Raw genomic sequence first — 13,000 nt, forward strand, 5'->3', positions numbered from 1 at the left:
GACTAATTTCAAAAACCAGTAGATTAGGCGCTTATCCATCGGTAGTTCCCTGTGAAGCATCTAATCGCTCCTTGAATTCAATTACGATCCGCTTTGATTTCTCGTTCATTCTTTTCACAAGCAAAATCTCTTGGTTGATTCTACTCGTTTTCGGTACGACCGTTAACCGAATCTGATTTTCCGTGTTTGCTTTCTTATGTCCTAAAAAAAGGGTGTGTCTTCAGATCGTCATGAGATCTAAAGACACGCCCCTTTTCTGAACTTGGATGAGAGATCTTACATGATGTCGTTTCCTGGTTCGGTTTAACTTTGAAAAAAACTGAGAGACTGTCAATAATTAAACAGCGGTTTGTCCACCGTCGACGGCAAGGTTTGCGCCATGAATGAAGCTGGCACGATCCGTCGCGAGGAAGACGACGGCCTCGGCAATCTCATCCGCTGAAGCAGGACGGCCTGCCGGTGCTTGGGCAGCAAGTTGATCAAGACCTTCGCCCATTGCATCAGTTCCTTCCGTGCGCGTAGGTCCTGGGCTGACGGTATTGACACGGACACCGCTTGGGCCGTATTCGGCCGCCCACGCTTTGGTAAGCAGGTTGATAGCTGCTTTGCTCGAACCGTAAAGACTCATACCAGACATTCCGTAATCGGCGAGCATCGTCGATATATTGACGATTGCCCCCTTGCCACTTTCCGCCATCAGCGGAGCCAGTTCGGCGACTAGAAAATATGGTGCTTTGACGTTCAGTGCGTACGTGCGTTCAAAATCATCCTCCGTTGTTTCATGCGTCGGTCCCAACGGGAAGATTCCTGCATTGTTTACAAGAATGTCGACTCGGCCGTTACCCAGTTCGACTGCGCGCTTCGCGAGGCTTCTTGCGCTCGACGCGTCGCGAAGATCCGTCTTCACGAAATCCGCCTTTCCTCCTGCTGCGCGAATGGCCGCAACCGTCTGCTCGCCACGGTCCGCATTGCGCCCCGCAACCACGACGTGGATGCCTTGCGCGGCAAGCTGATTCGCAACTGCCCGGCCGATACCGCTTGTTCCACCTGTAATAAGTGCTGTTGATTGATTCGAATTCATGTTATCCTGTCTCCCATCATTTTATCGAGTGTTTAAACCATTCTCCGAAGCTCATACTAATAAACTGTTTTTAGATTGTTAACTCCATTTTTTATTTTCATTTATTCGACGCTATCATACTTCCGTTATTCAAGTACTGCTGTCAAATGCGCTTTCGTAACTGACCAGTGGGAAGTAGCCCAATATTTAGATTTATTTTGAATATAAATCATTTGCGGGGATTCGTGCTTCACATTTATATCCTCAGCAATTTGGTTGGATACAGGGCGTGATTCGATAACTTTCACAAGATTGTAATCAACATTTTGATTCGGATTACTCTTTAAATAATCTTCATATTCACGAAGCGCATTGGCGCTAACTGGGCAACTCGTACTATGTTTCAAAATCATCTGTCCGCGTTCTGACGACTTATCCAATACCCCGTTCCACTCTTCAATTGTCGTTATCTCTTTCCAGTTCATTTCAATAAGCCCCTTTCCCATATGCTCCGCATGCCCAACGCCCGTGTGGGCACATTACACCTGATTTATCTTAACGCAGTGATTTAAACGCTGTGCGAAGTTCTGCAGTAAGATACTCTGGCTGCTTCCATGCTTCGAAGGGTACGCCCTTGTCAGTTTCGTGGAAGCAAAATTAATTGTGATACCTAATCTTATTTGGATAACATTCTTTTATACAAGGATAGAGTCGAGAAATGCATTCCTTCATGATACAGGTTATAAACAAGTGCTTGCTCCGGAGTAACCAGGTCATTTCCACCTGATGTTGTAATAGTAGATACAGTTTCGTTCAAACGATCAACCGGTAAAATTTGGCGAATTCTTTCGATTTGTCCAGCCAACAACTCCTTCAATTCTGGCAATGTTGGCAATGGGAATAAGTGAGCGTCTTCGTCCAACGGCGATTTTCCGGTACCAAAAAGATCAGGAAATTTTTCCGGCAGATTCATCGGAAGTTTCAATTGTGACAACGCTAAGAAATCTGTAACCAAATAGATATGACCAAGATGCCAACGGATGTTGTTGCGGAAACCGTCCGGAATTCGATCCGCCATCTCCTCTGTTAGGCCCTCCATCGCTTTTAGTGTTTGAGTTCTGATAAAAGCCAATTCGTTAAAAAGAATTGTTTTCAATTAAAATCTCTCCTTTTCTTATTAATGACAACTTGTATTATCTTGCTCGGTTTCCCGATTGTTAGTCTGGAGCTGATCTCTCAGGCCTTTGCCGGACACCCCGGAGGTCTTACGCGAGACGATGTCCTCGACAACATCACGCTTTACTGGCTGACGAACACGGCGATTTCTTAGGCTCGTCTCTACTGGGAAAACAAGTACCCTTTTTCAACGTCAAGGGCGTCTCCATCCCGGTTCCCGTGAGCGTCTTTCCTGACGAGCTCTATCAAGCACCGAAGAGTTAGGTAGAGCGGGCGTATCCCAACTCATGTATTACAACAAGCTCGACAAGGGCGGACACTTCCCGGTATGGGAGCAGCCAGAGCTTTTCACTGAAGAACTCCGCGCCGCATTCAAGTCGCTACGTTAAAGTCAAGGTCTATCATGTCGTAAATACTAACGGGGAACGATAGTTCAAAAGCGAATGGCTACCAAGAGGTAGCTATTCTTTACGCTAACGGGCAGGATAGTTGATCAACAATGTTCCTCCTGTAATAAGTGCTGTAGATTGATTCGAAATCATGTATCCTGTCCACCTTCATTTTATGGAGTGTTTAATCCATTCTCAGAAGCTCATACTAACAAACCGTTTTTGGATTGTCAACTCCAAAAAAAATATCTTCATTTATTCGACGCTATCATACTTCCGTTATTCAAGTACTGCTGTCATATGCGCTTTCGATTTATTTTGAATATAAATCATTTGCGGGGATTCGTGCTTCACATGTATATCCTCAGCAATTTGGTTGGATACAGGGCGTGATTCGATAACTTTCACGAGAATAATCAAATATTGATTCGTATTACTCTTTAAATAATCTTCATAGTCCGCGTACTGACGACTTAGCCAATACCCCGTTCCACTCTTCAATTGTCGTTATCTCTTTTAAGTTCATTTCAATATTATGATTTTTCCTAGCCACTTTTATCAGGGTTGCGAGGAAGATAGAAATCCAAGCGTCTCGGCGGGACATTAGCACAAATTGTGCTCTATAGGATCGGACGCTACGGAGGCAGACCCTTCTTGGAGAAGTACAGCAAATATTTATTTATCAGCAAGCATCATTGATGTAGCAGAGCAAACGATTGATGAAAAAGCAGGTCCATACATTAAACCATTAATTATCGCAGCTATTATTTTGACGCTTGCGTATGTGGGTTATCAATAATATTTGAAAAGGAAAGGGAAAGCTTAAGTCCCATAATTTGGAGCTTACGTTTCAATTTACTACAATAAAAAGGAAGAATCACGAAAAATGAGAGACTTTGATCTACGTTCAAAGATCCCTATATTAGGAGGATGAGTAGCGATGAGTGAGAATCTTGCAAGCATACTGCGGCAGCATGGAGAAAAATAAAGAGCAATTTTTAGCTTATTACAATGGATTTGATTGAGAAAATGAAGAGGATAAGGAGCTAATCATGGGAAGGTAGAATATTGTCCGATTGCCGATAAAGCCACATTATAAATATTTACCGTAGGGCTTTCCGTTACCGGGCAGGATAATTCGGACCCTTACGGAATATATCACAGATTCTTGTCATTTATCGGTAGATGTTACTGACGTTCAACAACAAGAATCCTCATCTTTGGGGTTTATTACGTAAAATAATAATTTGACGAATTTAATTTTCAGGCATCGCGCCTACGCCTCACTCAGTCATTTCTCTCATCCCGAAGAAATAAAGTGGATTTAAGGCAGGACCCGCTCGATGATGAAGGCGATCGCATCATTCAAATCTAGCGGATGACGCAGAAAGATACTGAGCCACAAAACGGCTCCGATAGTTGCGATTGATAGGAAAACTGTAGTCTCTTTGCCGTTGTAAGTGCCGAATTTTCGCATCGCATAACCGATTCCGATGGTTAGGGCATAGATGGCGGCCAGAATCGTCATGCAGAGCCGACCTTCTTCATTCGCCGACCGTTATCTCTCCATTTGGCCGCAACGATGAAGAGAATGGGAAAAGCCACGGCGAATAAGGAGTAGTATTCGAACAAATATTTTTTCATCCAATCGAGATTTTCGATGATATTCATAAACAGCAGCGAATACGCAGAAATGATCCACACCATCGGATAAATGACGATGTTTCGCCTCTCAATTTTGAACAGCTGGCAGACGCCTAATACGGCGCAATAGAATAGTATACACAGCTTAATACATACTACCAGCACGATATTCACTGCCAGAATCGCTTCCAAATGCTCGATGAAGCCGGTAAATCTCATTTCGCGGAACATCGAAAATATTGGATAAACCAATTGCTGGCCGCGAAATACGCCTAGAACCCCAATCGAAATAAAAACGCAAGCGGTCAACATTGCACCTGCGACAGCGATTCCCGTAATAAACGCGATTTTCACTTTCGACTGCACGAACGGAATAATCATCAAGAATGCCACCGTCTCCATAAAGGGGAACGCCAACACGTATCGGGTTTGAATAACTACGTCGCTCAGTTGGAATGGGTAGGCGACGTGAAAATGATGCCAATTCCACTCCCGCAGCATGATGACTATCGGAACCCAGAACGCTAAATAGAGGTAAGGCACCAGAAGTTCGTTCACCATGGCGATTGATTCGATCCCCTTCGACACTGTGTACGCACTGACGAGCAATATCATGATATGGAATACAGAAATAGGTGTGCGTGGCATGAGGTTAATATGCATGAAATCGCCAAGGTTGCCGGTTACCCACGATGCCATTTGGATGAAAAAGACGATATACAGTAACGAGACGAGGCCGCCGGCCCACTTGCCGAATGCCTGCAAAGCGATCTCGACAAGTGTCTTTCCTGGATACAACTTGGCAAGGTACGAGTAACCGAAAGCAAGCACTAGCCCATACAAGGTCGCCCAAATGACAACTACCCAACCATATTGTTTTGCGCTCGCCATGATTGGGCCGGGGAGCAAAATAAACGCAGTGCCGATGACATAGACTTGCGTCAACAAGTGAAACTGCCACGCGCTGAGCCGGACGGATTCCATATGCTCTTCATCCTTCCTTGCCTTCCTTGGTATAGGGATCACTCTTGTTGCCGGTCGTCGTAACGTCAGAAGTGACCGAGAAACTCACCGATGTCCGCCGCCATGAATCCGAAGTAGCCCCTTCATCCTGCAAGCCCAACAGATCCCAGTTATTTAGCCTTCCCAACACAACCATCTTCTCCGCTTTGTCCGCTACGACGCGATTAAACGCCTTTTCGATCTTGTGAACGTTTTGCAACGATAATTTGGTGTTCTGTTGGTTGTTCAATATGCGGAGATCAGCATGAATGAGGATGTTGAGACGGTTGGCGGATCGGTCCCATTTCCGTTTCACTTTGACATTATTCGTCTCGACGTCGACGTAACTTCCGCCTACTTTAACCGTTTCTGTGAATTTCCGATATTTCGTGTTCAGGATGTGAAAATAGTATTTATTCTGACTGTCCAAGCGTCCCTCCATGCGTCCTTTGAAAAACACAGCGCTGTCCGCAAACAAGGACTGCGCTTGTTCGCTTACGTCAATCTGCTCCATTCTCTTTGTAGTTGCCGCCGGTTTGCCGCGGTAGTGGATCATCGGTATGAGTGTCGGCAATTGGAATTCCATCCCTGTCGCGATGTCTTTGACACGGATCGGCTCTACGCCTCCCGCAAAGGACCCCCGCGAAAGAACGCGAACAAGCGAGGTGGCATGGCGCCCGGGCACCTTTTCGAGTGTCGTAAAGCTGTTCATTACGGCCTCTAGAGGGGAGTCTGTCACAAACAGATAAGCGTTCATGCGCAGTTCAGGACTCGTTTCCAAGTAGTTGAGAATATCAATGATTCCATGACGGGCCACCTCTTCGGATAATATATAGCACTGCAAATGTGAGGTGAAAAGCAAACGCGGCATCAACGTGCCCGTTTTCTGCTCGAACCGGCCTAAGCTATATTCCTTGAAACGATATGTATAAACCGATGCCACGGATCCGCCACCTTGCCTGGAGGAGAGAGCCGGTGGGTTGATTACTTGGTAATAAGCAATATACATGCCAGTCGATGGTTCCCGGTCGATGCCGACTGTGGTGACGATTGCCAGTTCGTTGATTTCCTTCTTGTCCCAGCAACCTGAACAGAGAAGTAAGGCGACTAGTAAGATCAAGAGCCATAATTTTCGCAATGTTCGCCCCCCTATTTTTTCCTAGAGAACATCTGAGGTTTTCGTTTCATCCAGAACCGAGGAACGCGCAGGATAGTGTCTTTGAAGTCTGACAGTATCAAAGGCGCAATGGGAGACATGTACTTCACACCGAAGGAACGCAATGAGACAAGATGGACCAAAACAAAAAATGTTCCGCACAGAATACCGTATAACCCCATAAAGCCGGCCAGGAACATGAACACGAACTGGAGGATCCGCTGCGCATTGCCAAAGCCGTAAATTGGCGACACGAAATTGGAAATGGCCGTGATCGAAACGACGATGACCATGGCCGCGGAGACGAGTCCCGCTTCGACTGTGGTCATGCCAAGTACGAGCGCGCCGACGATGGAGATCGATTGACCGGCAATCCGAGGCATCCGCAAACCGGCTTCACGCAAAATCTCGAACGTGACCATCATGATCATTGCTTCCAGGAACGCCGGGAAAGGCACAGCTTCCCGCTGCGCGGCCAGGTTGATCAAGAGCGGAGTCGGTAGTAGTTCCTGGTGGAATGTGACCACCGCAATGTATAAAGCAGGAATGAAGATCGAGAGCATGAAAGCGAACATTCGCAACCATCGCGACAGTGTGGCGATATCCGGCCTCTGGTAGTAATCTTCTGGTGAAGAGAAGAGTTGGAAAAATGTCACTGGACCGATCAATGCAATCGGAGTGCCGTCGGTGAGAAGCGCTACTTGCCCGTCCAACAGTTTGCCCGTCACCGCGTCCGGCCGTTCTGTCGTGATAAGTTGCGGGAACGGTGACAAGGTCTTGTCTTGGATCCAATCTTCCATATAAGAGCTTTCCAGAATGCTATCAGCTTGGATGGCCTGCAACCGACGACGGAATTCTTCTACGACGCCAGTGGGGGCTACGTCGGGCAAATAGGTTAAATACACTTTGGTCTTTGTCTTAGTTCCGATGGTCATCTGTTCAAAAACTAAATGTTCACTTTTGAGCCGTTTACGGATGAGAGCCACGTTCCGACCGATGTCTTCGACGAAACCTTCCCTTGGTCCGCGTACTGTGGCTTCCGACTGTGGCTCGGTTACACTGCGATAGTCACTGCGTTTGACGTCAAAGCTTAGGAAACGGTTAACGAGCGTTGGAATCAGCAGGCACTGGCCCTCCAGCAGCAGGCGGATGCCCTCATCGGCATCTGTCCATTCCTTGTTTTGGACGAAGGGAATGTGGCGATGAAACCAGCCCAGATCGTATTCCTCTTCTTCTTCGATTGGAACGGCGGCAAGCATGGGTTTGACGACAAACTCATCTACGAGAGCCGATTCCACAATCGAGGATAGATAGAGGCAGGTGAAAGCCGAAGATCCACGGAGAGGGAACGGTCGAATGACGAAGTCAGGGGCCCCCTTCACACGATTTCGGATTTGCTCCTGCATCGGCTCGGTAAAGGAAAGTTTAGGCACGGTTGAACCCTCCATCATAAGTTATTGTGTACAACCATTTGAAGAATATACTACTGAAGTCAGCCCAGATCTGCTTCTTCTTCCTCTTCTCTTCGATTGGAACGGCGGCAAGCTTGGGTTTGATGACAAACTCATCTACGAGAGCCGATTCCACAATCGAGGATAGATAGAGGCAGGTGAAAGCTGAAGATCCACGGAGAGGGAACGGCTGAATGACGAAGTCATGGGCCCCTTCATACGATTTCGGATTTGCTCCTGCATCAGTTCGGTAACAGAAAGTTTAGGCACGGTTGAATCCTCCATCATAAGTTATTGTGTACAACCATTAGAAAAATATAGGTTCTGGTGCAAGGATTTAAAAAAGTTCGCAGTTACACGACAAACTATACTTTGTCTATGCAACTAAACCAAATATCTTATTTATCCATTCAACAGCAGTGAGGACAGTCGAATTATCATCGGCCTGCCCTTTCCATATCATATGTAAAGCCTCAATTCCCTTTAACGACTGATCTGCTGTAAAAAACGATTTGAAACCAAGCATTGGTTTTGTGATTTTCTTTAAAAAACCTATGAATGGGGAAATACCCAAAAAGGGTATTGGCGAACTGCAGGCAGTCCGATTCTACAACGAGCATTAGACAACCAGTACTGGAAATCCAATGGTTTGAAGAGTTTAGCGTACAGATACAACTCACTACGGAATATTTCATGAACCGCCTTTTATCGAGCGGTACGTACGGTGGTGTGAGAGGACGGCGGTTAATCACCGCCTCCTACTCGATTTAGCGCAGTAACCTGAATGCATTACGCAGCTCATTTACAAAGAGCACTGGCTGCTCCCACGCCGCGAAGTGTCCACCTTTGTCGAGCTTGTTGAAATAGATAAGATTCGGATACGCCTTTTGTGTCCAGCTCTTCGGCGCTTCATAGAGCTCGTCGGGAAAGACGCTCACGGCAACGGGAAGTTTAACACCTTTGATGCCAAAGAACGGGTATTTATTCTCCCAGTAGAGGCGAGCCGAAGAAATCGGCGTATTCGTCAACCAGTAGAGCGTGATGTTGTCGAGAACATCGTCTTGTGAGAGGCCCCCTGGTTGTCCGTTGAAAGCCTTAGTAATCAGCTCCAGGCTCTTCGCGTCATGGTCCAGCATAAAGGCGGCCAAACCTACAGGCGAATCCGCGAGTCCCGTAAGAGTCTGCGGGCGCGTTCCCATCATCAAGGCGTATGCAGCATGCTTGTAAAAGAAGTCCAGCTGCTCGCATGCGCGTTTTTCTTCGCTTGTCAGACCAGGCGGGCAGCCCTTGCCGGCCTGAAGCGCCATATCGAGATCAGATGGAACTACAAAGGGCAAGTTGGTGTGAATGCCGATTAGTCCACTAGGCTGTTGGACACCCATTACGTCTGCTATAATGGCGCCCCAGTCGCCGCCTTGCGCCACATACTTCTTGTAACCAAGACGATTCATCAGCTCTCCATAAGCACGAGCAATGCGGTCAGGGCCCCAACCGGTCGTGGTCGGTTTGCCCGAAAACCCATAGCCAGGCATCGACGGAATGACGACATCGAACGCGTCCGATGCCTTCCCGCCATAGGCCGTGGGATTGGTCAGTGGGTCGATTACCTTCAGCTTCTCGACAATCGAGCCTGGCCATCCGTGCATAAGGATGATTGGCATCGCGTCTTCATGTTTCGATCGGACGTGAATGAAGTGAATTTCCTCCCCATCGATATTGGTGACGAACATCGGCAGAGCGTTCAATTTGGCCTCAAATTTGCGCCAGTCATAATCGTTCGCCCAATAATGGGCAAGGTTCTTCATCGTTGCAAGCTGCGTGCCTTGCGTTTGATCCGACACCGTTTCTTTGTCCGGCCATCTTGTCGCAAGTATACGCCTATGCAAATCGGTAAGCTCCAACTCCGGAATATGAACCTGAAACGGTCGAATCGCTGTTGAATCTGCTTCGGATTCTTGTGGGATTCCATATGAATTCGAATTCGCATTAACCGTTTTGGTCATCGCGCCGAACGTCGTCAATTCCAGGGATAACGCCACAAGCATAGCAATACGAAACCAGAACTTGCTGCTGTTCAAATCCAACTGTTGTAACGCTCCTTTCAGAAAGGTTTAGGGTCAACCTTATCATTAGATTCCCTCGAAACCGAAATAGTTATCCTACTTTTTCCAAATAAACAGAACAAGCCGATACGATGTGTCGACTTATTCTCAGTCTGTCGAGAAAGCTTATTTGATCAAGTTCAAGTTTCAGGATAGCTTCCTCTGTAAACATATCAAATTACACTTTTTTACGACATCAAAGCGGACGGAACTACCCCACTTGGTTCCGAGTTAGATAAAAAAATAATAAGTACCACCTGGCATGGTAATTATTGCCGGACGTTTAGGAATTTGAAAACCACTGAGAGAGTATTCAGGTCTATCCCAAATTAAAAACATGAATACACAAAAGTCGCGATTTACGCGACCTTTGTTGTATTTATGTCCGATGTTTTTATCGGTTTCTCGAATCTTACAGCATTGAATTGAATCTATAGTTTATCAAACCAATCATCCTCTACTGGCGTTAACCCAGGATATGGGTATTACTAATTTTAAATTGGCGTATCATGAATTAGGAAGAAATGAAAGTATTGTATATTTAGGTATGGAGCAATCACGGGTTTTTAGAGGGCTATTCGGGTTATTACCTTCATCATATATGGCTGCTGTATTGTGAAGAGGCGGAAGAATTGTTAAACGAGGAACCTCATCGACCAGCAGACTCGATTATTCAACAGGCAACAAGGCATATTCATGCCCAAGCATTTGAGCGATTCAGCCTGAATGCAAATGCCACCACTCTGGGGATTAGTCGTATGCAGCTGTGTAAAAAGTTTCACGCGGAATTAGGAACGACGCCTATCAAGTATCTTACCTCCCTTCGTCTTGAAAAAGCCAAGACTCTACTGACGGAAACAAATTTGACACTGGATCAAATCTCGGAATGCTGCGGTTATCAGAACGGGTTTTACTTAAGCCGTGTATTCAAAAACAATTGCCTCGTAACCCCAATGCAATATCGAAAAGCCCACCGCCTTTAAGGGAGGCCACTGAAGAACATGTAGTTTTTTGGAGCATATAAGAGAAAAGAATAAAAAGACAACCCTCGCCCCCATTTTTTTGGGAGTGAGAGTCGTCGTTTCACAATCTATCTTGAATTCTCAGCATTGTTATTTTGTCACTTCAAAAGCTGAATCCATACCCTACCTGGATTCAGCTTTTTTAAAACTTATTATATTTAATGGAATCAGTTATTTATTTGTACTTCAATGGTTGTTTTCCCATGCGTCAATTATTTCTAATATTACTGATTATTGAACTAGCGGGGAACGTTTGTTCAATGCATTTGCGAATTCAACTAATCTGGAGGTTACGATGAAAATTAATAAAGCGATGTCAGCATTATTACATAAGACCAAACCTTCAGGGACTTCTTATAATGATGAGTACACCCACTTTATTGAATGGGACGGCTGTTTTTTGATCAGCAGTTTTGCAAGTGATCTTCCGAGCTGTTTCGATAAAACAACTTTCTCCGATCTTACTGATTGCGAAGCGTCAGTAAACCATGTTCACTTAGAAAAACTATCTATAGCACAATAGTGACACATGTTATAAGACAATCCATCATGGGTATTATCATTGAACATTTATAGAGTTGAACACCATTGATTTCAATATCCTCAATAGTTATCTTATGAAAAAAGTAATTCATTTCATCTGGTTTTCGAGGAATGTTCCCCTTCATACCTTCCAGCCATGTGTTAATACTTACCGTAAAACAATCCCTAAATATAATTACCTTGTCATTTTCAATGTTATTTGAATCTCCATATCTTATTTGAATAAAATGTGTTTCATGGTCGTATGTAAATCCTTTTAATCTTGCATCAATATAATCTGTTCCTAATTGTTCAATGAGTGCTTGACTGCTTGGTCTCATGGGGATAAATCCTACCGGCTACCGTTTCTTATGTTCATTGAGCAATCGTGTCCCGTTAGTTTAATAACAGGTCTTAATTTTCTATTGACTTGAGGAAACTAACTACAGCTGTTGCTTCGCCTGTTTCGGCATGATTAATTAACGGGATTTGATGTGGTCCTAAACTATCTTTTAAGGTAGAGTTATCAGAGATTATTGCTTTTACAATTTCGACCTTATCTAACATTGCAGCTGCAAATAAATCAATCCGCGCTCCCTTATCAAGTAAATAATTTGCAATATCTTTTCTTCCCATATGTGCAGCAGCACCAAGTGCAGTTTCCCAATCACCGTTGCCCCAATCCCATGAAGCATTTAAAAGACCTGGCTCTTGTTCTAATAATTCTTGGACCTTTTGAAAATCTCCATGGGCTTGACCCACAAAAAGCTGAACTAACTCGGGACTAATATTTTTATTTCCCAACACAATCATCCCCTATAAATAGTAATTTGTATAATTCTTCCACACAATGTATTCGCTTAGTAATGGAATTGTCCTGCCCGTTAGCTTAATATTTAATTATAATCCTGGACTTGGGCTTGAAGAGGTTGTCACCTGTTTCTACTTCTCCGATATACTTTTTGGCGACCAAGTGACGCCCCGCAGCGTGAATATGGGTGTTATATGACGTTTTAGCCTTCTCTGATTAGCTGCGTTCTATTTCTTCTAATAGTTCTTTCATTTCTTTGATTACATTTTCAACTGGTTAAACATCATTCGTGAGATCTTTTCAGCATTATTATTCGAAGAGTCCTCAACCAAGGATTTATAAAGCATTTGAACAATGACTTTTGTTGGTTCATGCTTTGAATAAACTCCTTTAACCTCTTCGAATTTCGAAATAATAAAATTGATCCCATTACTTTCTCCGAATAATGAGATATCTACTAAAGCATTATCAGGTATATCTACTTCTTCAATAAGTTTATCTACCCAAGCTACTATATCTTTTGGTTTGAATAAACCAATATAAAGTCCTAATCTTCTGACTTCAGTTTGTTCTTTTATTGGTTTCATTTTGAACTCCTTAGTTTTGCTAACATGTCAACTAACGTATATTCTACGAACTATTTAAAAATTCCATCCTAAGAGTAT

Annotated in this window: 16 protein-coding genes; 3 read left to right on the forward strand and 13 right to left on the reverse strand. The window is 44.6% G+C overall.

The window, feature by feature from the left end; all coding sequences use genetic code 11:
• Positions 1-337: 337 nt before the first annotated feature.
• The 4 genes from AC787_RS30135 to AC787_RS30150 form a co-directional block, all read right to left on the reverse strand.
• Positions 338-1,081 (reverse strand): SDR family NAD(P)-dependent oxidoreductase, encoded by a 744-nt coding sequence (locus AC787_RS30135; protein WP_082361316.1) that lies wholly within the window; start codon positions 1,079-1,081, stop codon positions 338-340.
• A gap of 125 nt (positions 1,082-1,206) precedes the next feature.
• Positions 1,207-1,545, reverse strand: a complete 339-nt coding sequence (gene ytxJ / locus AC787_RS30140; RefSeq protein WP_054028687.1) for a bacillithiol system redox-active protein YtxJ — start codon at positions 1,543-1,545, stop codon at positions 1,207-1,209.
• 191 nt (positions 1,546-1,736) lie between these two features.
• Positions 1,737-2,216 carry a DinB family protein gene (locus tag AC787_RS30145; RefSeq protein ID WP_054028688.1) on the reverse strand — a complete coding sequence of 160 codons (480 nt, stop codon included), beginning with the start codon at positions 2,214-2,216 and terminating at the stop codon, positions 1,737-1,739.
• Between the two features lie 688 nt (positions 2,217-2,904).
• The gene (locus AC787_RS30150; RefSeq protein ID WP_321166192.1) at positions 2,905-3,126 is read right to left on the reverse strand and encodes a monothiol bacilliredoxin BrxC family protein; all 222 of its coding nucleotides are present in this window, start codon (positions 3,124-3,126) and stop codon (positions 2,905-2,907) included.
• 112 nt (positions 3,127-3,238) lie between these two features.
• Between AC787_RS30150 and AC787_RS35480 the strand changes: the two genes are divergently transcribed.
• The gene (locus AC787_RS35480) at positions 3,239-3,424 is read left to right on the forward strand and encodes a hypothetical protein (protein ID WP_054028689.1); all 186 of its coding nucleotides are present in this window, start codon (positions 3,239-3,241) and stop codon (positions 3,422-3,424) included.
• Positions 3,425-3,949: 525 nt separating this feature from the next.
• On the opposite strand, the gene AC787_RS30160 is transcribed toward AC787_RS35480, so the two are convergent.
• The 6 genes from AC787_RS30160 to AC787_RS30180 form a co-directional block, all read right to left on the reverse strand.
• Positions 3,950-4,153 carry a hypothetical protein gene (locus AC787_RS30160; protein ID WP_054028690.1) on the reverse strand — a complete coding sequence of 68 codons (204 nt, stop codon included), beginning with the start codon at positions 4,151-4,153 and terminating at the stop codon, positions 3,950-3,952.
• Positions 4,150-5,253 (reverse strand): GerAB/ArcD/ProY family transporter, encoded by a 1,104-nt coding sequence (locus AC787_RS30165; RefSeq protein ID WP_054028691.1) that lies wholly within the window; start codon positions 5,251-5,253, stop codon positions 4,150-4,152. The genes AC787_RS30160 and AC787_RS30165 overlap by 4 nt, the downstream gene beginning before the upstream one ends.
• A gap of 7 nt (positions 5,254-5,260) precedes the next feature.
• Positions 5,261-6,409, reverse strand: a complete 1,149-nt coding sequence (locus tag AC787_RS30170) for a Ger(x)C family spore germination C-terminal domain-containing protein (protein WP_054028692.1) — start codon at positions 6,407-6,409, stop codon at positions 5,261-5,263.
• 11 nt (positions 6,410-6,420) lie between these two features.
• The gene (locus tag AC787_RS30175) at positions 6,421-7,860 is read right to left on the reverse strand and encodes a spore germination protein (RefSeq protein WP_235561169.1); all 1,440 of its coding nucleotides are present in this window, start codon (positions 7,858-7,860) and stop codon (positions 6,421-6,423) included.
• Positions 7,861-7,995: 135 nt separating this feature from the next.
• Entirely contained in the window at positions 7,996-8,148 is a 153-nt protein-coding gene (locus AC787_RS34260; RefSeq protein ID WP_161807591.1) for a hypothetical protein, read from the reverse strand.
• A gap of 497 nt (positions 8,149-8,645) precedes the next feature.
• Positions 8,646-9,962, reverse strand: coding sequence for an epoxide hydrolase family protein (locus AC787_RS30180; RefSeq protein WP_235561170.1), 1,317 nt, complete (start codon positions 9,960-9,962; stop codon positions 8,646-8,648).
• 650 nt (positions 9,963-10,612) lie between these two features.
• Here AC787_RS30180 and AC787_RS30185 point away from each other — a divergent pair.
• Complete coding sequence (locus AC787_RS30185) at positions 10,613-10,963, forward strand: helix-turn-helix domain-containing protein (RefSeq protein ID WP_054028694.1); 351 nt, start codon at positions 10,613-10,615, stop codon at positions 10,961-10,963.
• A gap of 334 nt (positions 10,964-11,297) precedes the next feature.
• The gene (locus AC787_RS30190) at positions 11,298-11,525 is read left to right on the forward strand and encodes a hypothetical protein (RefSeq protein WP_054028695.1); all 228 of its coding nucleotides are present in this window, start codon (positions 11,298-11,300) and stop codon (positions 11,523-11,525) included.
• Here AC787_RS30190 and AC787_RS30195 read toward each other — a convergent pair.
• The 3 genes from AC787_RS30195 to AC787_RS30205 form a co-directional block, all read right to left on the reverse strand.
• The gene (locus AC787_RS30195) at positions 11,512-11,865 is read right to left on the reverse strand and encodes a hypothetical protein (RefSeq protein WP_054028696.1); all 354 of its coding nucleotides are present in this window, start codon (positions 11,863-11,865) and stop codon (positions 11,512-11,514) included. The genes AC787_RS30190 and AC787_RS30195 overlap by 14 nt on opposite strands.
• Positions 11,866-11,938: 73 nt before the next feature.
• The gene (locus tag AC787_RS30200) at positions 11,939-12,328 is read right to left on the reverse strand and encodes an ankyrin repeat domain-containing protein (protein WP_152970815.1); all 390 of its coding nucleotides are present in this window, start codon (positions 12,326-12,328) and stop codon (positions 11,939-11,941) included.
• Between the two features lie 267 nt (positions 12,329-12,595).
• Entirely contained in the window at positions 12,596-12,922 is a 327-nt protein-coding gene (locus tag AC787_RS30205) for a hypothetical protein (protein ID WP_054028698.1), read from the reverse strand.
• Positions 12,923-13,000: the final 78 nt, after the last annotated feature.

Source organism: Bacillus sp. FJAT-28004, assembly GCF_001280845.1.
Classification (GTDB): Bacteria; Bacillota; Bacilli; order Paenibacillales; family Paenibacillaceae; genus Pristimantibacillus.